This window comes from Saccharothrix mutabilis subsp. mutabilis, assembly GCF_039521145.1.
In the GTDB taxonomy this organism is placed as follows: Bacteria; Actinomycetota; Actinomycetes; order Mycobacteriales; family Pseudonocardiaceae; genus Actinosynnema; species Actinosynnema mutabilis.
This window is the reverse complement of record NZ_BAAABU010000011.1, coordinates 1-16,617: the sequence shown is the minus strand read 5'-3', so window position 1 is coordinate 16,617 and position 16,617 is coordinate 1. Positions and strand designations below refer to the sequence as shown.

Annotated in this window: 18 protein-coding genes; 11 read left to right on the top strand and 7 right to left on the bottom strand. The window is 71.0% G+C overall.

Annotated elements, in window-relative coordinates; translation table 11 throughout:
• The first annotated feature begins 30 nt into the window (after positions 1 to 30).
• Together lepA and ABD126_RS23055 are read left to right on the top strand one after the other, a co-directional pair.
• The gene (lepA, locus tag ABD126_RS23060; RefSeq protein WP_343935966.1) at positions 31 to 1,872 is read left to right on the top strand and encodes a translation elongation factor 4; all 1,842 of its coding nucleotides are present in this window, start codon (positions 31 to 33) and stop codon (positions 1,870 to 1,872) included.
• Between the two features lie 104 nt (positions 1,873 to 1,976).
• Positions 1,977 to 2,315, top strand: coding sequence for a Uma2 family endonuclease (locus ABD126_RS23055; RefSeq protein ID WP_343935965.1), 339 nt, complete (start codon positions 1,977 to 1,979; stop codon positions 2,313 to 2,315).
• Positions 2,316 to 2,367: 52 nt separating this feature from the next.
• Here the strand turns inward: ABD126_RS23055 and ABD126_RS23050 are convergent, their stop codons facing one another.
• Both ABD126_RS23050 and ABD126_RS23045 read right to left on the bottom strand, forming a co-directional pair.
• On the bottom strand, positions 2,368 to 2,589 hold the full coding sequence (locus tag ABD126_RS23050) for a hypothetical protein (protein ID WP_121222234.1): 222 nt from the start codon (positions 2,587 to 2,589) through the stop codon (positions 2,368 to 2,370).
• Between the two features lie 100 nt (positions 2,590 to 2,689).
• Complete coding sequence (locus tag ABD126_RS23045) at positions 2,690 to 3,130, bottom strand: HD domain-containing protein (RefSeq protein WP_343935964.1); 441 nt, start codon at positions 3,128 to 3,130, stop codon at positions 2,690 to 2,692.
• 101 nt (positions 3,131 to 3,231) lie between these two features.
• Here ABD126_RS23045 and ABD126_RS23040 point away from each other — a divergent pair, with 101 nt between their 5' ends.
• Positions 3,232 to 4,722, top strand: a complete 1,491-nt coding sequence (locus ABD126_RS23040; RefSeq protein ID WP_343935963.1) for a chitinase — start codon at positions 3,232 to 3,234, stop codon at positions 4,720 to 4,722.
• Between the two features lie 45 nt (positions 4,723 to 4,767).
• Here ABD126_RS23040 and ABD126_RS23035 read toward each other — a convergent pair whose 3' ends face one another.
• Entirely contained in the window at positions 4,768 to 6,381 is a 1,614-nt protein-coding gene (locus tag ABD126_RS23035; RefSeq protein WP_343935962.1) for an alkaline phosphatase D family protein, read from the bottom strand.
• 120 nt (positions 6,382 to 6,501) lie between these two features.
• Here ABD126_RS23035 and ABD126_RS23030 point away from each other — a divergent pair, with 120 nt between their 5' ends.
• Both ABD126_RS23030 and ABD126_RS23025 read left to right on the top strand, forming a co-directional pair.
• Complete coding sequence (locus ABD126_RS23030; RefSeq protein WP_343935961.1) at positions 6,502 to 7,539, top strand: nitronate monooxygenase; 1,038 nt, start codon at positions 6,502 to 6,504, stop codon at positions 7,537 to 7,539.
• A gap of 26 nt (positions 7,540 to 7,565) precedes the next feature.
• Positions 7,566 to 9,194, top strand: coding sequence for a DUF885 domain-containing protein (locus ABD126_RS23025; protein ID WP_343935960.1), 1,629 nt, complete (start codon positions 7,566 to 7,568; stop codon positions 9,192 to 9,194).
• A 15-nt stretch (positions 9,195 to 9,209) separates the two neighbouring features.
• Here the strand turns inward: ABD126_RS23025 and ABD126_RS23020 are convergent, their stop codons facing one another.
• Together ABD126_RS23020 and ABD126_RS23015 are read right to left on the bottom strand one after the other, a co-directional pair.
• Positions 9,210 to 10,652: an amino acid permease gene (locus ABD126_RS23020; protein ID WP_343935959.1), complete on the bottom strand. Its 1,443-nt coding sequence runs from the start codon at positions 10,650 to 10,652 to the stop codon at positions 9,210 to 9,212.
• Between the two features lie 51 nt (positions 10,653 to 10,703).
• Positions 10,704 to 11,618, bottom strand: a complete 915-nt coding sequence (locus ABD126_RS23015; protein WP_343935958.1) for a DMT family transporter — start codon at positions 11,616 to 11,618, stop codon at positions 10,704 to 10,706.
• A gap of 85 nt (positions 11,619 to 11,703) precedes the next feature.
• Here ABD126_RS23015 and ABD126_RS23010 point away from each other — a divergent pair, with 85 nt between their 5' ends.
• Positions 11,704 to 12,558 carry a LysR family transcriptional regulator gene (locus tag ABD126_RS23010; protein WP_343935957.1) on the top strand — a complete coding sequence of 285 codons (855 nt, stop codon included), beginning with the start codon at positions 11,704 to 11,706 and terminating at the stop codon, positions 12,556 to 12,558.
• Here the strand turns inward: ABD126_RS23010 and ABD126_RS23005 are convergent.
• Positions 12,548 to 13,513, bottom strand: a complete 966-nt coding sequence (locus ABD126_RS23005) for a zinc-binding dehydrogenase (RefSeq protein ID WP_343935956.1) — start codon at positions 13,511 to 13,513, stop codon at positions 12,548 to 12,550. The two genes, ABD126_RS23010 and ABD126_RS23005, sit on opposite strands and share 11 nt — an antisense overlap.
• Positions 13,514 to 13,584: 71 nt before the next feature.
• Here ABD126_RS23005 and ABD126_RS23000 point away from each other — a divergent pair, with 71 nt between their 5' ends.
• The 3 genes from ABD126_RS23000 to ABD126_RS22990 are packed head-to-tail and all read left to right on the top strand — an operon-like array spanning position 13,585 to position 14,562.
• Entirely contained in the window at positions 13,585 to 13,809 is a 225-nt protein-coding gene (locus ABD126_RS23000) for a hypothetical protein (RefSeq protein WP_380567786.1), read from the top strand.
• Positions 13,810 to 13,819: 10 nt separating this feature from the next.
• On the top strand, positions 13,820 to 14,299 hold the full coding sequence (locus ABD126_RS22995; protein WP_343935954.1) for a guanyl-specific ribonuclease: 480 nt from the start codon (positions 13,820 to 13,822) through the stop codon (positions 14,297 to 14,299).
• A complete protein-coding gene (locus ABD126_RS22990) occupies positions 14,296 to 14,562 on the top strand; it encodes a barstar family protein (protein ID WP_425542861.1) in 267 nt (88 codons plus the stop codon). The genes ABD126_RS22995 and ABD126_RS22990 overlap by 4 nt, the downstream gene beginning before the upstream one ends.
• Here ABD126_RS22990 and ABD126_RS22985 read toward each other — a convergent pair.
• Positions 14,559 to 15,335, bottom strand: coding sequence for an enoyl-CoA hydratase-related protein (locus ABD126_RS22985; RefSeq protein WP_343935953.1), 777 nt, complete (start codon positions 15,333 to 15,335; stop codon positions 14,559 to 14,561). The two genes, ABD126_RS22990 and ABD126_RS22985, sit on opposite strands and share 4 nt — an antisense overlap.
• 62 nt (positions 15,336 to 15,397) lie before the next feature.
• On the opposite strand from ABD126_RS22985, the gene ABD126_RS22980 reads away from it, so the two are divergent.
• Complete coding sequence (locus tag ABD126_RS22980) at positions 15,398 to 16,021, top strand: type 1 glutamine amidotransferase family protein (protein ID WP_343935952.1); 624 nt, start codon at positions 15,398 to 15,400, stop codon at positions 16,019 to 16,021.
• 29 nt (positions 16,022 to 16,050) lie between these two features.
• Positions 16,051 to 16,479: a MarR family winged helix-turn-helix transcriptional regulator gene (locus ABD126_RS22975; protein WP_343935951.1), complete on the top strand. Its 429-nt coding sequence runs from the start codon at positions 16,051 to 16,053 to the stop codon at positions 16,477 to 16,479.
• Positions 16,480 to 16,617: the final 138 nt, after the last annotated feature.

Here is a 16,617-nt window from a genome sequence, read left to right as displayed (position 1 = left end):
CCCTTTGTCCGTCCCGTGCGAGGAACCTGAGTGAGCACGTTCGCCGATCAGACGTTCACGCCCCCGGAGCTGATCCGGAACTTCTGCATCATCGCGCACATCGACCACGGCAAGTCGACCCTGGCCGACCGCATGTTGCAGCTCACCGGCGTGGTCGAGGAGCGTGCGATGCGTGCGCAGTACCTCGACCGCATGGACATCGAGCGCGAACGCGGCATCACGATCAAGGCGCAGAACGTCCGGCTGCCCTGGCAGCTCGACGGCCGGGACCACGTCCTGCACATGATCGACACCCCCGGCCACGTCGACTTCACCTACGAGGTGTCCCGGGCGCTGGAGGCGTGCGAGGGCACGATCCTGCTGGTCGACGCCGCGCAGGGCATCGAGGCGCAGACGCTGGCCAACCTGTACCTGGCGATGGAGAACGACCTCACCATCATCCCGGTGCTGAACAAGATCGACCTGCCCGCGGCCGACCCGGACAAGTACGCCAAGGAGCTGGCGCACATCGTCGGGTGCGAGCCCGAGGAGGTGCTGCGGGTCTCGGCGAAGACCGGCCTGGGCGTCGGCGACCTGCTCGACGAGGTCGTGCGCCGCGTCCCGGCCCCGGTCGGCGACTCCGACGCCCCGGCGCGCGCGATGATCTTCGACTCGGTGTACGACACCTACCGGGGCGTGGTCACCTACATCCGCGTGGTCGACGGCAAGATCACCCCGCGCGAGCGGATCCGGATGATGTCCACCGGCGCCACCCACGAGCTGCTGGAAGTCGGCATCATCTCGCCCGAGCCGAAGCCGTCGCGCGGCCTGGGCGTCGGCGAGGTGGGCTACCTCATCACCGGCGTGAAGGACGTGCGGCAGTCCAAGGTCGGCGACACCGTGACCTGGGAGAAGAAGGGCGCGACCGAGCCGCTGGCCGGGTACCGCGAGCCCAAGCCCATGGTCTACTCCGGCCTGTACCCGGTGGACGGCTCGGACTACCCGATCCTGCGCGAGGCCCTGGAGAAGCTCCAGCTCAACGACGCGGCGCTGACGTTCGAGCCGGAGACGTCGGCCGCGCTGGGCTTCGGCTTCCGCTGCGGCTTCCTGGGCCTGCTGCACCTGGAGATCACCCGGGACCGCCTGGAGCGCGAGTTCAACCTGGACCTGATCTCCACCGCGCCCAACGTGGTGTACCGGGTCGTCATGGAGGACGGGACCGAGCACGTCGTGACCAACCCGTCGGACTGGCCCGACGGCAAGCGGGCCGAGGTCTACGAGCCGGTCACCAAGTGCACCATCATCGCGCCCAGCGACTACATCGGCGCGATCATGGAGCTGTGCCAGTCCAAGCGCGGTCAGCTGGGCGGCATGGACTACCTCTCCGAGGACCGCGTCGAGCTGCGCTACACCATGCCGCTGGGCGAGATCATCTTCGACTTCTTCGACGCCTTGAAGTCGCGCACGCGCGGCTACGCGTCGTTGGACTACGAGGAGTCGGGCGAGCAGGACGCCGAGCTGGTCAAGGTGGACATCCTGTTGCAGGGCGAGCCGGTGGACGCGTTCTCGGCGATCGTCCACAAGGACCACGCCTACGGCTACGGCACGAAGATGGCCACGAAGCTGCGCGAACTGATCCCGCGGCAGCAGTTCGAGGTCCCGATCCAGGCGGCCATCGGGTCGCGGGTCATCGCCCGCGAGACGATCCGCGCGATCCGCAAGGACGTCCTCGCCAAGTGCTACGGCGGTGACATCACGCGGAAGCGGAAGCTGCTGGAGAAGCAGAAGGAAGGCAAGAAGCGGATGAAGATGGTGGGGCGCGTGGAGGTGCCCCAGGAAGCCTTCGTCGCCGCGTTGTCGACCGAGGATTCGGGCAAGGACAAGAAGAAGTAGAGCTGTGGATCTCCGCGGGCCACTTTCGGGTGGTCCGCGGAAATCAATGGTGGAATAACGGATCACCCCTGAGGCGGTTGGCGTACCAAATCGAAAGGGGGATCATGACCGCCATGCCGGAAGACGAGAATTCACGTCCCTACACGGTCGATGACCTGCAGGGAATGTTTGATGATGGCCGGCGCTACGAACTCATCGACGGGACGCTTCTGGTGAGCCCGGCACCGGGCTTGCGCCACCAGAAGATCGTGGGGATCCTGACCGCAGTCCTCGTCCCGGTGTGTCCGGATGGCATGCACGTGTTGCCCGCACCATTCGCGGTGCGGCCTTCGAGGTCGACCGAGTTGCAGCCGGATGTCCTGGTGGGCCGAGACGAGGACTTCACCGACAAGCTGCTAACGGTGCGGATCGTGGCGGCGGAGCTGCTCGGGTCGCTGAAATGACGAAGGGCCTTCAGGACGCCCCTGTCCCGAAGGCCCTCACAAGTGCTGCCGGTCAGCTGTAGTTGCGGACCAGGCGGTCGAGCGTGTGGCGGCGGAGGATGGCCTCGATCTCCCGGGTCTCGTGTTCCGGGTGGCGGGCGAGCATCGCTTCCAGGTCCTGCCGGGCGCTCGGGGTGTCGTAGGCGGCCAGCTCGCGGGACAGTGCCGCCTCGCGCCTGCGAAGCTCCCGCCGGGTGGCGAAGTACGTGCGAACGGACTCCAGTGCCTTGGTCATGTCGCCTTTCCGGTCGATCCTTCTGTATCGGTTCACCTACCATGATGCCGCATGTCAGAGGCGGTTTCGACCCGATCGCACGTGACCTTGGAGACAACTCCTACGCGAGTGTGTCGAGCAGGTGAAGGGCGCGGGCGTACTTGGCCCGCAGGCGATCCTGGGTGGTCACGTCGAGCTGGGAGATGCGGTGCGGGGAGAGGTTGTCGGCGATGTCGGCCCGCTTGACCGTCACCGCCACCGGGTCGGCCGCCACGCGCGCCAGGTAGTCCTCCTGCGACTCGCCGGGCAGGTGGCTCAGGGCGACGACCGTGGCCACGACGTGCGCGGGGCACCCGGCGGCCAGCAGGTCCGCCGCCGTCACGGGAGTGTCCTCCACGACGTCGTGCAGGACGGCGGCCATCCGGGCGTGCTCCCCGGACACGGCGCCCATCACGCGCAACGGGTGGCCGATGTACGGCTTGCCGGACTTGTCGACCTGCCCGTCGTGCGCGGAGCGGGCGATGCGGACGGCGTCCTCGACTGTGAACGTCACGCCGACCATGGTCACACCCTTGACAAGGTCCAGTGGTCTAGTCCATTTTGCCAGTGGCCCACGTCACCTGCTGGGCAAGGCCGCCGACTGGGACTTTCATGGAGGTGGACGTGGCTTCGAGGACGAGACGCGCTCTGGTCGCTGCGCTGACCGGACTGCTGGCCTTCGCGGGCCTGACCCTGGTGGTGGTCGGCAGCGCGTCGGCCGCCAACCTGGTCGCCAACCCCGGGTTCGACGCGGGCAACCTGGGCGGCTGGACCTGCGCCGGGACCGCGAGCGCGGTCACCACGCCCAAGCGCAGCGGCACCCACGCCCTGTCGGCGACGCCGGCGGGCTCGGACAACGCCCGCTGCTCGCAGACCATCAACGTCCAGGCGAACACCGCCTACAAGCTGTCCGCCTGGGTCCAGGGCAGCTACGTCTACCTGGGCGTGACGGGCACCGGCAGCGGCGACAAGAGCACCTGGACGCCGGGGTCGAGCGGCTTCAGCCAGCTCACGATCGACTTCACCACCGGCAACACCACCAGCGTCACCATCTACGTGCACGGCTGGTACGGCCAGCCCACCTACTACGCCGACGACATCGCCCTCGACGGCCCCGGCACCCCACCGACCAGCACCACCACGACCACCACCACGACGACGACCACCACGACATCGACGACGACCACCACCACGACCACGACCACCACGCCGCCGGACCCGACGCTGCCCAAGCACGTCCTCACCGGCTACTGGCACAACTTCGACAACGGCTCCCGCCTGCTCAAGCTCGCCGACGTGCCGACCACCTACGACATCGTCGCGGTCGCGTTCGCCGACGCCGTCCCGGCGACCCGGGGCGCGGTCGACTTCACCCTCGACCCGACCCTGGCGAGCAAGCTCGGCGGCTACACCGACGCCCAGTTCAAGGCCGACATCAAGACCCTCCAGGCCCGCGGCCAGAAGGTGATCATCTCCGTCGGCGGCGAGAAGGGCACCATCTGGGTCGGCGACAACGCCGCCTCCACCGCGTTCGCCAACAGCGTCAAGTCCCTCATCGCCGAGTACGGCTTCAACGGCGTGGACATCGACCTGGAGAACGGCATCAACTCCACCTACATGGCGCCCGCGCTGCGCAGCATCCACGCCGCCGGCGGCAAGGTCATCGCCATGGCCCCGCAGACCATCGACATGCAGTCGACCGGCCAGGAGTACTTCAAGCTGGCGCTGGCCGTGAAGGACATCCTCACGGTGGTCAACATGCAGTACTACAACTCGGGCACCATGCTCGGCTGCGACCAGAAGGTCTACGCCCAGGGCACGGTGGACTTCCTGGTCGCGCTGGCCTGCATCCAGCTCCAGAACGGCCTGCGCCCCGACCAGGTGGGCCTGGGCCTGCCCGCCTCGCCCTCCGGCGCGGGCGGCGGCTACCAGTCCCCGGCCAACGTCAACGCGGCGCTCAACTGCCTCGCGAAGGGCACGAACTGCGGCTCGTTCAAGCCGGCGCAGACGTGGCCGGGCATCCGCGGCGCGATGACGTGGTCGATCAACTGGGACGCCTCGAACAGCTGGCAGTTCGCCAACACGGTGGCCCCGCACCTGGACACCCTGCCGTAACGGGAGGTGGTGCTCCCCCGGGGCGACCGGGGGAGCACCACGCCCTCACCGCAGCCGCTGGGTCCCCGCCGCCACGGTGAACGTCCGGGCCAGGGTCGCCGGCGAGTCGGCGCGGGTGCGGTCGGCCAGGAAGTACCAGTCCATCCGGACCATCTCCGGCGTCACGTCCAGCACGGTGTAGCCGTGCGAGTCCAGCTCCACCCACTTCAGGTGCCGGTTGAGCGTGGTCAGCGCCGCCTCGGCGGCCAGGGACGCCGAGCGCGGCGGCGTGCCGGCCAGCTCGTCGATGTTGTCCGACGTGACCGACGGGACCACCAGCTCGGTCGCCACCGTGCGCCGCGTGAACGGGTACAGCGCGGCGTCGTAAGGCACCTCGAACGCCCACGACGTGTGGATGTCCCCGGTCAGGAACACGGTGTTCTGCACGCCGTTGTCGGCCAACGCCTCGATCAGCACCCGCCGGTCGTACTGGTAGCCGTCCCACTGGTCGACGTTGATCGGCACGCCGTCGGCCGGCACCCCCAGCAACTCGCCCAGCGGACGCCCGATCGCCTGCGGCAGGGCCGGGACGAGCACGGGCGAGAACATCACCGGGTTGCCGACCAGCTTCCACCGCGCGTCCGAGGCGACCAGGCCGTCCCGCACGAACGCGAGCTGCTCGGCGCCGGCGATGCTGCGGTCCGGGTCGTCCGCGCGGCCGATGTCGGTGCCGACCTGCTGGGACCGGTAGGTGCGCAGGTCCAGCATGGTCAGCTCGGCGAGCGTGCCGAACCGCAACCGCCGGTAGATCCGGCCGTCGAGACCGGTGCGCACGGGCATCCACTCGCGGTAGGCCCGCATCGCCGCCGCCCGGCGGGTCGCGTACGAGCCCTCCGCGCCCTCGGTGTGGTTGCCCGCGCCGCCGGACCAGGCGTTGTCGGCCACCTCGTGGTCGTCGATGGTGATGACCCACGGGTAGGCGGCGTGCAGCTGCTGGAGTTCCGGGTCGGTCTTGTACTGGGCGTGCCGGACCCGGTAGTCCGACAGCGTCAGCACCTCGTGGGCCGGTTCGTGCGCGCGTCCGCCGCCGAACTCGCCGGGCCCGTGCTCGTAGAGGTAGTCGCCGAGGTGGACCACGGCGTCGAGGTCGCCGCGCTCGGCCAGGTGCCGGTAGGCGGCGAACCGGCCGGACTGCCAGTTCGAGCAGGACACCACGCCGAACCGCAGGCCCGCGACGGCGGCGGTGGCGGCGGGCGCGGTCTTGGTGCGGCCGACCGGGGAGGCCTGGCCGTCCAGGGTGAACCGGTAGAAGTAGTGGCGGCCCGGCTGGAGGCCGGCCACGTCGAGCTTCACCGTGTGGTCGCGGTCGGGACCGGTGGTGGTGCTGCCGCGCACCACGACCCGGGTGAACGCGGCGTCCTCGGCGACCTCGTGGTCCACGGTCACGGTGGGGCCGACGCCCGAGCCGGGCAGGGCGTCGTCGGTCGGGGTGACGCGGGTCCACAGGACGACCCGGTCGGGCAGCGGGTCGCCGGACGCGACGCCGTGGCGGAAGCGGGGCGTGGCTTCCGAAGTCAGACCCTGGGCGGGCAAGGCGGGGGCGGTCAGGAAGGCGACGCCGGCGATGGCGCCCAGCTTCAAGGCGTCCCGGCGGGGGTGTGTGTGCGGCACGGCGTCCATTCCAGGGGCGCGGGTGGGCGGCGCGGAACCACCGGCTGGGGGAGTTCACGCGGAGTTCGCCGCGCGGATCACGTGCCGCGTCGCGGGTATTCCGCCAAATGGCGGGTTATCGTCGTCGTCATGCTGGACCGACTGGAAGTGCCGGTGATCGCCGCGCCCATGGCGGGTGGCGCGTCCACCCCCGCCCTCGTCGCGGAGGTGGGCCGCGCGGGCGGACTGGGGTTCCTCGCGGCCGGGTACCTGGGGCTGGAAGCCGTGGCCACCCAGATCAAGGACACCATGGCGCTGACGGACAAGCCGTTCGGCGTCAACCTGTTCGTGCCCGGAGCGAAGTCCACTGTGGACGTAAGCGCCTACCGGGACCGGGTGCGGGCGCAGGCGCCGGCCGAGCCCGGCGAACCCCGGTGGGACGACGACTCGTACGCCGCCAAGCTGGAGCTGGCCATGGCGATGCGGGTGCCGGTGGTGTCGTTCACCTTCGGCCTGCCCGACCCGCACGACGTGCGCCGGCTGCACGCGGCCGGCTCGACGGTCGTCGCCACGGTCACCACGCCGGCGGAGGCCCGGCAGGCCGCGCAGGTCGGCGTGGACGCGTTGTGCGTGCAGGGGTGCGACGCCGGCGGGCACCGCGGCACGTTCACCGACGACGGCGTGTCCCCGGGTGGCGGCGAGCTGTTCGGCGTACTGGCCGCCCTCCGGTTGGTCGCGGCCCGGGTGGACCTGCCGCTGATCGCCGCGGGCGGCCTCGTGCACGGCGCGGACGTCGCCGCCGTGCTCGCCGCCGGGGCGGTCGCGGCGCAGCTGGGGACGGCGTTCCTGTCCTGCCCGGAGGCGGGCACGGCCGCCGCGCACCGCGAGGCGCTCGCCGCCGGCACCCGGCGCACCGCGCTGACCAGGGCGTTCAGCGGCCGTCCGGCGCGCGGCCTGGTGAACCGGTTCCTCACCGAGAACTCGCCGCACGCCCCGGCCGCCTACCCGGACGTGCACCACCTGACCAAACCCGTCCGCGCGACCGGCGACCCGGAGCTGATGTCGCTGTGGGCCGGACAGACCTACGCGGTGGCCCGACCGGCCCCGGCGGCGGAGCTGGTGGCCCGCCTCCGGGCGGAGGCACGGGCCGCGCTGGACTCCGCCGCCGTGCGGATCCCTCCGCTGTAGCAAGGGTTTGCGGTCAGAATGACCGGATGACGACTGCGCGCGAGCTGTCCGACGAGCTGCTCACCGTCGCCTTCGACGCCGACCCGGTCGAGGCGACCCTGCGCGGGGTGCCCGGCTGGGACGACCGCCTGCCCGACCCGAGCGCCGACGCCGCCGCCGGCATCGCCCGCCGCGCCGAGGACGTCGCGCGCCGCGCGCGGGCCGGGGGTGACGACCCGGTGACCCGCGCGGTGGTGGCGCAGCAGGCGGACGCGGTCGCCGGCCGGGCGCGGGCCGGGCTGGTCGAGCACACCCACGCCGAGGGCCTCAACGCGCCCGTCGCGCTGCTGCTGACCGCCCTGCCGCTGGTCCGGCCCGTCGACGCGCAGGGCGCTCGCGACTACCTGACCCGCCTGTCCGCCTTCCCCGCCTACCTCGACGCCCTCGCCCGCCGGCAGCGCGACTCCCCGAAGCGCCCGGTCGCGCACCTGGTGGACGCCGCCGTCGCCCGCCTGGACCGGCACCTGGCCGACCCCGTCGACCCGCTGGCGGACCCGTTGCGCGCCACCGACCTCCACGACGAGTGCGCCGCCCTGCTGACGGCCGAGGTCCGGCCCGCGTTCGAGCGCTACCGGGACTTCCTGCGCACGGAGATCGCACCGCGCGGCCGTTCCCAGGACGAACCGGGGCTGTGCGCGTTGGAAGGCGGCGCGGAGACCTACGCGATGCTCGTCCCCCTCTACACGACGACCGCGCACACGCCGGAGGAGTTGCACCGCATCGGCTTGGACCTGGTCGAGGCGCTCGACCGCGAGTACGAGGAGATCGGCGCACGGGTCTTCGGGCCGCTGCCGGCGCGGGAGGTCCGGGCGCGGCTGCTGGCCGACCCGGCGATGCGGTGGAAGAGCGCCGAGGAGATGACCGCGCTGGCCAAGGCCACCATCGAGCGCGCCGAACGCGTCGCGCCGGACTGGTTCGGCACCGTGCCGGCCGAGTCCTGCCGGGTGCGGGCGGTGCCCGAGGCGGACGCGCCGAACGCCCCGCTGGCCTACTACATGGACCCGGCGCTGGACGGCTCCCGGCCGGGCACCTACTACGTGAACACCTTCCAGGCCACCGAACGCGACCGGTTCAGCGCCGAGGCCACCGCCTTCCACGAGGGCGTGCCCGGCCACCACTTCCAGATCTCGCTGGCCCAGGGCCGCACCGACCTGCCGACGCTGCGCCGGTTCGCCTCCGTCGAGTCCTACCTGGAGGGGTGGGCGCTCTACGCCGAGCGGCTGGCCGACGAGATGGGCCTCTACAGCGACGACGTGGCGCGGCTGGGGATGCTGTCGGGCGACTCGCTGCGCGCCGCGCGGCTGGTCGTGGACACCGGTCTGCACGCGCTGGGCTGGACCCGGCGGCGGGCGGTGGACTTCCTGCGGGACAACGCGGTCATGCCGGACGTGGACATCCACTCCGAGGTGGACCGCTACATCGAGAACCCCGCGCAGGCGCTGTCGTACATGGTGGGACGACTGGAGATCCAACGCCTGCGCGGGGACGCGGAGCGGCGCCTGGGCGACCGCTTCGACATCAGGGCCTTCCACGACCTGGTGATCGGCGGCGGTCCGCTGCCGATGGCCGTGCTGGCCGACGTGGTCGACCGGTGGGTCGACCACGTCGGTCCCTGATCAGACCGGGTCCGACTACTTCGGGGAGCGGCCCTCCTCCAGCACGGAGTTCCGCTTGCTGTAGGCGAAGTAGACGATCAGGCCGAGCGCGAACCAGGCGGCGAAGCGCAGCCACGTCTCCGGCGCGAGGAAGGTGATCAGCCAGATCGAGAACACGATGCCGATGATCGGCACGACCGGCATGCCCGGCGTCTTGAACGTGCGCGGCAGGTCGGGCTGCTTGTACCGCAGCACGATCACCGCGACGCAGACCACCACGAACGCCAGCAGGATGCCGATGTTGGTCAGCTCGGCGGCCTCCGCGATGGGCAGGAAGCCCGCGATGACCGCGGAGGCGATGCCCAGCACCCACGTGGTGCGCGTCGGGACGTGCTTGACCGGGTGGGTCTTGGCGAACCACTTGGGCAGCAGGCCGTCGCGGGACATCGAGTAGCCGACGCGCGCCGCGCCCATGAGGAACGTGAACAGCACGGTGGTGATGCCCAGGACCGCGCCCACCGAGATGACGATGCCCAGCGCGGGCAGGCCGATGTCGGCGAACGCCGTGGCGAACGCGCTCTCGGTGTCCACGTCCTTGTAGTTCACCATGCCGGTGAGCACCAGGCAGGCCAGCACGTAGAGCACCATCGAGATCGCCAGCGAGTAGATGATCGCCTTCGGCATGTGCCGCTGCGAGTCCTTGGACTCCTCGGCCGCGGTGGACATCGCGTCGTAGCCGAAGACCGCGAAGAAGACCGTGGCCGCGCCGGTGATCGCGCCGGAGATGCCGAACGGGAAGAACGGGTTGTAGTTGCCGGTGTTGATGTGGAACGCGCCGACGATGATCACCAGCAGGACGATGCCGACCTTGAGGTAGACCAGGGCGGTCTCGAAGCGGGCGGCGTTCTTCATGCCCAGGTTGAGGATCCAGGCGATGAGCAGGCACAGCACGACCGCGAACAGGTTGACCTTGTAGCTGCCCGCGGCGACGCCACCGGTCTCCGTGCCGGGTGCGCCGAGCATCCACACCGGCAGGTCGAGGCCGAGCAGGTTGAGCAGCTCGTTGAAGTAGCCCGAGATGCCGATCGCGACCACCGCCACGATCGCCGTGTACTCCAGCAGCAGGTCCCAGCCGATGAACCAGCCGACGATCTCGCCGAGCACGGCGTAGCCGTAGGTGTAGGCGGAGCCCGCCTTGGGGATCAGGCCCGCGAACTCGGCGTAGGAGAACGCCGCCGCCGCGCTGGCGATGCCCGCGACGAGGAACGAGATGAGCACCGCCGGACCCGCGGTCTTGTTGGCCACGGCGCCCGCGAGCGAGAAGATGCCCGCTCCGATGATGCCGCCGATGCCGATCGCGGTGAGCTGCCAGAGGCCCAGGGTCCGGGTGAGCCCGGTCTTCTCCTCGGAGATCTGCTCGATGGGCTTGCGGCGGAACACGCCGGAGCCCCGGCCGAAGCCGCCCTGCACGGAGGTCATGCCTTTGCTCCCTCGGTGGTGTTGTGCGGCGAACCGTACGCGCGTCAACTGTCACCAGGGTTTGTTCGATCGCACCACTTGACTTCCACTCTTTTGTGCGATCCCACCATTGTGCGGCTTGCGCGCCAGAAGAACTCCGGCTATGACGACCGCACCGCCCACCACAGTGTTCCACCCGACGGGTTCGGAAAGCAGTAGTGCGCCCGCCACCGTCGACCACACCGGCGCCACGTAGGTGACCGTGGCGGCCACCGTCGGCCCCGCCGCGCGGATCACGTCGAGGTTCAACACGTACGCCCACCCCGTCCCCGCCGCGCCCAGCACGACCAGCGCCCCGACCGCGAACCAGCCGGGCCGGTCCGGCACGCCGGCGATCAGCGGCGCGGCGATCGCCAACTCGCCGGCCGCGCAGGTGACCTGCACCGCGGACAACGCGCTGGCCGACTGCGACCCGCCGGAGAAGAACCGTCGCGTGTAGGCGTACCCCGCGCCGTAGAACGTCGTCGCCCCCAGGCACGCCAGCCCGCCGACCAGCACGTCACCCCCGACGCCGTCCCACACGCCCAGCACCACCAGCACCCCGGAGAACCCGACGGCGAGCCCGGCGACCCGGGCCGCGGTGACCTTCTCCGCCGGCACCACCAGCAGCACGAACACCAGCGTCGTCAACGGCATGGTCGCGTTGAACACGCCCGCCAGCACCGACGTCACCAGCGTCTCGCCGAAGGCCAGCAACGTGAACGGCACCGCGTTGAGCAGCGTGGCCACCACCAGCGCGTGCCCCCAGGTGCGCCGGTCGCGCGGCAACGGCGTCCGCGTCACCAGGCACACGAGTCCCAACGCGAGCGCCCCGAAGAAGCACCGCCCGAACGCCACCCACACCGGCGGCACGCCGGCCTCGACGGCGACCTTGATCAACGCGAAGCTCGCACCCCAAATGGCGGACAGGAGTGCGAACTTGCCCACCCAACTCGACTGCACCGGAGCACAATCACCGCGTGGCAGGCGATGAGTCCAACAAGCACTCCGCATCCCGACATGAGGGACGCTCATGGCACTGAACTTCGCGCAGCTCCGCGCGTTCCTCGCGGTGGTGGACGAGGGCGGCTTCGGCGCGGCGGCGGACGCGCTGGGCATCACCCAGTCCGCCGTCTCGCACGCGGTGGCCGCCCTGGAGCGCACGCTGGGTCACCCGGTGCTGCACCGCCAAGGACGGCCGGCGCCCACGGCCTTCGGCGCGGAACTCCTGGCGCACGCCCGCGGCGCGGTGGGGGCCGCCGCCGCGATCACCGACCTGGCGGCCCGGCGCGGCGGCCTGGCCCGGGGCACCATCAAGCTGGCCGCCCCGCCCACGGTCTGCCAGGGGTTGCTGCCGGACCTCCTGGCGCGGTGGCGGGCGGAGTTGCCGCACGTGCGCATCCGCGTCTTCGAGGGCGAGGACGACGAGGTCGCCGACTGGCTGGCCAACGGCACGGTCGAGGCGGCGATCGTGGTGGACCCGCCGCCCGGTCCCGGCGTGGAGGTGGGGGAGGACGCGTTCCACGTGCTGCTGCGCGACGACCACCCGTTGGCGCGGGAGGCCGACGTGGACGTGGCCGACCTGGCCGACGACCCGTTCCTGCTGTCGTGCGGGGGCTGCGAACGGCACGTGCGGCAGGCGCACCAGGGGCTGCCGTTCAAGCCGGTGCACCGGGTGCGGGAGCTGGGGACGCTGCTCGCGATGGTGCGCGCGGGCGTGGGCATCACCATCGTGCCGGGCCTGATCGCGGCCATGCTGCCGCCGGGCCTGGTGCTCGTGCCGCTGCGCCGCCGCGTGGTGCGCCGGCTCGTGATCAGCGGACCGCCGGGCAAGGAGTGGCACCCGGCGGTCAAGGCCCTCGTCGGCTCGGTGACCGTCAGCGGGTGAAGACGATCTTCCCGGCCGTCTCGCCGTCGAGCATCGCCTTGAAGCCCTGCTCGGCCTGGTCCATCGGCAGGGTGGCGCCGATCTGGGGGCGCAGGCCGTTCAGGGCGCAGAACGCCATCAGGTCGCCCAACTCCTCGCGGGTGCCCATCGTGGACCCGACCACGCGCAGCTGGAGGAAGAACAGGCGCTGGAGCTCGGCCGCACCGGCGTCACCGCTGGTCGCGCCGGAGATGACCACGATGCCGCCCGGCTTGAGCGACTTCATGGAGTGCGACCAGGTGGCCTTGCCGACCGTCTCGAAGACCGCGTCCACCCGCTCGGGCAGCCGCGCGCCGGACTCGAACGCGGCGTGCGCGCCCAACTGCTCGGCCAGGGCGCGCTTCTCCTCGCTGCGCCCGGTCACCCACACGCGGTACCCGGCCGCGCGGCCCAGCTGGATCAACGCCGTGGAGACGCCGCCGGACGCGCCCTGCACCAGCATCGTCTGCCCGGGGCGCAGACCGGACTTCACGAACAGCATCCGGTAGGCCGTCAGCCACGCCGTGCCCATGCACGCGGCCTCTTCGAAGGTCAGGTCCGCCGGCTTGGGCAGCGCGTTCCGGGCCGGGACGACCACGTGGTCCGCGAAGGTGCCCTGGTACTTCTCCGTCAGGAGGGTGCGGCCCGGGTCGAGGGTCTCGTCACCGGTCCACGCCGGGTCGCCGATGACCGAGTGCAGGACGACCTCGGTGCCGTCGTCCAGGACGCCCGCGCCGTCGCAGCCCAGGATCATGGGGAACTTGTCCGCCTTGATGCCCACGCCCCGCAGCGTCCACAGGTCGTGCATGTTCAGGCTCGCGGCCTTCACACCGACGCGGACCCAGCCGGCCGGGACCTCGGGATCGGGGCGGTCACCCACGCGCAGTGCGGCGAGGGGGTCCTGCGGGCTCGGCTCGGCTGCGTAGACGGCGAACATGACGGCAACTTACCCATAGGTAGGGAGTCCTGTGCGGTGAACCACGTCACGGCAGTAGGCTCGGTGGCGTGCTGGAAGCCTTCGCGCAGTGGTGGGACGGGGTCGAGCTGTGGCTCGCCCAACTCCCGTTCCCGTTCCAGTTCGCGCTGGTCATGGCCGTGCTGCTGCCCGCGTCCCTGGGGGTCGCGCGGCTGATCGACCGGGTCGTGGACCAGGCCGCGGGCCGGTTCAACCCGGTGCCCAAGGTGCCCCCGGCGGCCGAGCCCGAGAAGGTGGAGGCGGGCACGCCTTCGTAGGCTGGCCACCGTGACTCCCGCACGGCGCCTCACCGTCGCGTTGGTGGGCCTGATCGCGCTGGTCGTGATCGGCTACCTCGCGAAGGACCTCGGCGGCTCCACCGAGCCCCCGCCCCCCACGACCTCCGCCACCACGAAGGGCGCGGCCGGGTCCGGCACGGCGTCGGCGGGAAAGCCGGACCGGGTGCCCGGGGCCGCCTCCGGGCTGCCGGTCAAGGCGCTGACCAGCCTGCCCGGCGAGGCGAAGGCGACGTGGGAGCTGATCGAACGCGGCGGCCCGTTCCCGCACCCGCGCAACGACGGCGTGACGTTCCAGAACCGCGAGAAGCGGCTGCCCGCGAAGTCCGGCGACTACTACCGCGAGTACACGGTGCCCACGCCGGGCAGCGACGACCGCGGCGCGCGCCGACTGGTGACCGGCCGCGAGCGGGAGGTCTACTACACCGGTGACCACTACGAGTCGTTCGTCGTCGTGGACGTGACGCGATGACCCACCGGCACGTGGCGCGCCCCGGTGCGCGGACCAAGAGCGCGGCGCTGGCGGCCATCGGCGAGGCGATGGAGTTCCCGGACTACTACGGGCAGAACCTGGACGCCCTCTACGACTGCCTGACCGACCTGTCGTGGCTGCCCGAGGGCGAGCACGTCCTGGTCTGGACCGGCGGTGACGCCTCGGTCGCGGCCGTGCTGGCCGACGCCCAAGCCGCCACCGCCGACGGCCCCCGCCCGTTCCGGGTCGAGTACCGGGGCTAGTTCCCGGTCGGCACCCAGCTCGGCTTGCGCTTCTGCACGAACGCGGCGATGCCTTCCTGACCCTCGGGACCGCCGAAGTGCTTCGCCGACAGCTCCAGCATGTCCGCGAACACCGCGCCCAGGTTGCTCGACCGTTCCTGTTGGAGCATCCGCTTGGTCGCCGCCAGCGCGTTCGGCGCGCCCAGCGCCAGCATGTCCGTGTACCGGGCGACCTCGGCGTCCAGCCCTTCAGCCGGCACGGCCGAGTTCACCAGCCCGATCGCCACGGCCCGCCCGGCGTCGAACGTCTCACCGGTCAGGAACAGCTCGTGCGCCGCGCGCGGCAGCAGGCGGGGCAGGACCGTCACCGAGATGACCGCGGGCACCACGCCGATCCGGACCTCGCTGAACGCGAACGTCGCCGACTCGACCGCCACCGCGATGTCGCACGCCGCCACGATCCCGACACCCCCGGCCCGCGCCGGCCCGGCCAGGCGGGCGACGACCGGCTTGGGGCTGGTCCAGAGCTGTTCGAGGATCGCGGGGAACTCGTTGACCCCCTGCTGGGACGCGCTCGCCCCGCCGGCCTCCTTGAGGTCCATGCCCGAGCAGAACACCGGCCCGGTGTGGGTCAGGACGACGACCCGGACGGCGTCGTCCTCGACCGCCGCCTTCAGGTGCCCGGTGAGCTCGGCGCGGAGCTGCGCGGAGAGGGCGTTGCGGTTGTGGGGGGAGTCCAGCGTGATCGTCGCGATGCCACGCCGCACCTCGTAGTGGACCAGCTCGTCTGCCATGGGGCGCACTCTAACCAGGACGTCCGATTGACAGGACGCTGTCAAGATGACAGGATACTGTCATGATGACGAAGACGGTCCACCTCGCGCTCTACCCCGCTCTCGCCGACTGGGAGTTCGGCTACGCCACGGCCCGCCTCAACGACCCGTCGTTCCAGAAGGTCCCGGGCCGCTACCGGGTCCGCACGGTCGGCCTGACCCGCGACCCGATCACCAGCATGGGCGGCCTGACCATCACCCCCGACCTGGCGCTGGCCGACATCGACCCGTCCGACAGCGCACTGCTCCTCCTGCCCGGCGCCGACTCGTGGGGAGACGGCGGCAACGCCGAGTTCGCCCAGGCCGCCCGCCGCTGGCTGACCGCAGGCGTGCCGGTCGCGGCGATCTGCGGCGCAACGGTCGGCCTGGCCGCGGAGGGCCTGCTGAACAACCGCCCGCACACCGGCAACATGCTCGAAGAACTACTCCAGGTGGAGACCTACTCCGGCACCGAGCACTACCGCCAGGAACGCGCGGTTCGAGAGGGCGGCCTGATCACCGCCGGCGCACACAGCGCCCTGGAGTTCGCCCGCGAAATCCTGGCCGAGCTGGACGTCTACGAGCCCGCCGTCCTGGAGGCCTGGTACGGCCTGTTCAGCACGGGCGACCCGCAGTGGTTCGGCAAGCTCATGGCAGCGGCCGAATGACGGTGGAGCCGCGCACGGAGGCGGGGGACGTGCTGACCGACGTCATCATGCGCACCTTCCGCCTCTACGGCGCTTTCCTGGATGCGGCCGAGGTGATGACCAAGCCGGTCGGCCTCACGGCAGCCTGGTGGCAAGTCCTGGGCGCGGTCCTCAAAGACCCCCTCCCGGTGTCCGGCATCGCAAGAGAAATGAGCCTGACCCGCCAAAGCGTGCAACGCACAGCCGACCTCCTGGTGGAGAAGGGCTTGGCGGAATACCTCCCCAACCCAGCCCACCGCCGAGCCAAACTCTTCCGCCCGACGGAAGCCGGCCACAAAGCCATCGAAAGCCTCCGCGCGGCCCAACACAACTTCACCAACAGGGTCTCCGCCCAGGTAGACCTGAACGACCTGAAAACAACCCTTAAGGTCATGACCCAACTAATCAAAGCAGTAGACGACAACCCACCCCACGCCTAACCAACCCATGCCGACCGGGCAGTCCACCGGAGGGGACACAACCCAACCCGGGCTTCTTGCTTGTGTCATCTCCGTATGGCCCGCCCGAAGGGCTACCACATTTTCCCGGGGTTGGGCCAAAAAGTTTTGCGAGGAACG

What these genes read in the sequence shown, in the direction of transcription:
- ABD126_RS22980 (WP_343935952.1), top strand. Translation starts at nt 15,398, where the DNA reads ATGATGACGAAGACGGTCCACCTCGCGCTCTACCCCGCTCTCGCCGAC.
- ABD126_RS23045 (WP_343935964.1), bottom strand. Translation starts at nt 3,130, where the DNA reads ATGGTCGGCGTGACGTTCACAGTCGAGGACGCCGTCCGCATCGCCCGC.
- ABD126_RS23050 (WP_121222234.1), bottom strand. Translation starts at nt 2,589, where the DNA reads ATGACCAAGGCACTGGAGTCCGTTCGCACGTACTTCGCCACCCGGCGG.
- ABD126_RS23020 (WP_343935959.1), bottom strand. Translation starts at nt 10,652, where the DNA reads ATGACCTCCGTGCAGGGCGGCTTCGGCCGGGGCTCCGGCGTGTTCCGC.
- ABD126_RS23025 (WP_343935960.1), top strand. Translation starts at nt 7,566, where the DNA reads ATGACGACTGCGCGCGAGCTGTCCGACGAGCTGCTCACCGTCGCCTTC.
- ABD126_RS23035 (WP_343935962.1), bottom strand. Translation starts at nt 6,381, where the DNA reads ATGGACGCCGTGCCGCACACACACCCCCGCCGGGACGCCTTGAAGCTG.
- ABD126_RS22990 (WP_425542861.1), top strand. Translation starts at nt 14,296, where the DNA reads ATGACCCACCGGCACGTGGCGCGCCCCGGTGCGCGGACCAAGAGCGCG.
- ABD126_RS23055 (WP_343935965.1), top strand. Translation starts at nt 1,977, where the DNA reads ATGACCGCCATGCCGGAAGACGAGAATTCACGTCCCTACACGGTCGAT.
- ABD126_RS22985 (WP_343935953.1), bottom strand. Translation starts at nt 15,335, where the DNA reads ATGGCAGACGAGCTGGTCCACTACGAGGTGCGGCGTGGCATCGCGACG.
- ABD126_RS23010 (WP_343935957.1), top strand. Translation starts at nt 11,704, where the DNA reads ATGGCACTGAACTTCGCGCAGCTCCGCGCGTTCCTCGCGGTGGTGGAC.
- ABD126_RS23005 (WP_343935956.1), bottom strand. Translation starts at nt 13,513, where the DNA reads ATGTTCGCCGTCTACGCAGCCGAGCCGAGCCCGCAGGACCCCCTCGCC.
- ABD126_RS23030 (WP_343935961.1), top strand. Translation starts at nt 6,502, where the DNA reads ATGCTGGACCGACTGGAAGTGCCGGTGATCGCCGCGCCCATGGCGGGT.